This window comes from Psychrobacter piechaudii (assembly GCF_900162825.1).
Lineage (GTDB): Bacteria > Pseudomonadota > Gammaproteobacteria > Pseudomonadales > Moraxellaceae > Psychrobacter > Psychrobacter piechaudii.
The window spans coordinates 1-1,343 of sequence record NZ_FUGE01000242.1 but is presented as its reverse complement, the minus strand read 5'-3'; the positions used below and the strand labels follow the sequence as shown (position 1 = coordinate 1,343).

At 40.4% G+C, this 1,343-nt stretch carries 2 protein-coding genes and 1 rRNA gene; all 3 read right to left on the bottom strand.

Translation table 11 applies throughout. From position 1 onward, the window contains the following. Positions 1 to 202: 202 nt before the first annotated feature. A complete protein-coding gene (locus A1019T_RS12310) occupies positions 203 to 673 on the bottom strand; it encodes a flavodoxin family protein (RefSeq protein ID WP_077451969.1) in 471 nt (156 codons plus the stop codon). Position 674: 1 nt separating this feature from the next. Beyond that, entirely contained in the window at positions 675 to 1,088 is a 414-nt protein-coding gene (locus tag A1019T_RS12305; RefSeq protein WP_077451967.1) for an OsmC family protein, read from the bottom strand. Between the two features lie 176 nt (positions 1,089 to 1,264). Further along, a 5S ribosomal RNA gene (gene rrf / locus A1019T_RS14040) occupies positions 1,265 to 1,343 on the bottom strand; the annotation flags it as partial.

The following is a 1,343-nucleotide window of genomic DNA, read 5'->3' as shown; positions in this document are numbered from 1 at the left end:
CAGGATATATTAATTCACTAAATTGTTCTAGGGTGTCTGGAATCCTTTTATGCGTCTCATTAATAGCGTCTTGTAGTCTCATAGTAAAATAGCCCATCTTCTTATTAGATGGGCTATTTTATTACTTTTATTGAGTTTTTGCCTTAACTGACTGGCATTAGTCTATTGACGGTTTTTTTGTATTTAAACTTGTTGCGTTTATCTAATAAATACCAGCTTCTACCCCAGCCGCCATTGTCATGGCAAGCTCTTCAACTTGTGTGGTAAAAGCCTCTTGCCAATCTCCTCTAAGTATCAAGGCTTCTTGAATCCACTCCCAGCGCAAACCGGTAGTAATGGTTTTCAGAGCAAGCTTAGTACCGGTACCATCATGCCCTGCGCGAATATAAACGGCAAAAGGTAATCCTTGTTTTTTTTCTAAAACTGGATAATAACAACGATCAAAAAAGTCTTTGGTTAATCCTGCCATATAAGCCAAGTTTTCAGTCGTCCCTAGTAATAAAGCATCAGCAGCGAGAACGTCTTCTGGCTGAGTATCTTGTGGTGACTTTAGGATAACCTTAACCTCTAAGTCAGGGTGGTCAGCTCCCTTATAAGCAGCTTCGGCCAGCTTCTTGGTATTAGGTGATGGGGCATGAGCAACGATAAGTAACGTTTTGGTGTTGGCGGTCATATCACTCACCATGACCATAGATAAACGTCACATCTTGTTTAATATCAGGATGAATACTTTTGGCTACCGGACAGGTAAAAGCAGCCGCCTCTAAAATCTTTTTGGTACGCTCATCTAAGTCTTTTTTAAGTTTAATGCGGACTTGAATCTCACTGACACGGCGTGGATCTGCAGCCATAATCTTAGTGACCTCCGCCTTAGTTCCCACCACATCCACTTCCATATCAGTAGCTTTAATACCAATAATAGTCAGCATACAACTGGCTAAACTTGTGGCTAATAAATCTGTGGGTGAGAAGGCTTCACCTTTACCATGATTGTCTGTCGGCGCATCGGTAATGATCTGATTATTAGATTGTAGGTGCAAAGCTTGAGTGCGCAGATTGCCTTGGTATTCAACAGTTGATGTGGTCATAAACTAATCCTTTAATAGGTTTTATATAGATTTATGACTACCATAGTAGCTTATTTCAATACAATAATGAATAAGCCCAATATTTGATTTGAGGTTAAAGATTTATTATCAGAGGGAAAATCCAGACAAAGGAAAAAGCCCCCATTCTAATTAAATGGGGGCTTTTAGGTATAGGGAGCTGACGATGACCTACTCTCACATGGGCGAACCACACTACCATTGGCGCAACGATGTTTCACTTCTGAGTTCGAGAAG

What these genes read in the sequence shown, in the direction of transcription:
- A1019T_RS12310 (WP_077451969.1), bottom strand. Translation starts at nt 673, where the DNA reads ATGACCGCCAACACCAAAACGTTACTTATCGTTGCTCATGCCCCATCA.
- A1019T_RS12305 (WP_077451967.1), bottom strand. Translation starts at nt 1,088, where the DNA reads ATGACCACATCAACTGTTGAATACCAAGGCAATCTGCGCACTCAAGCT.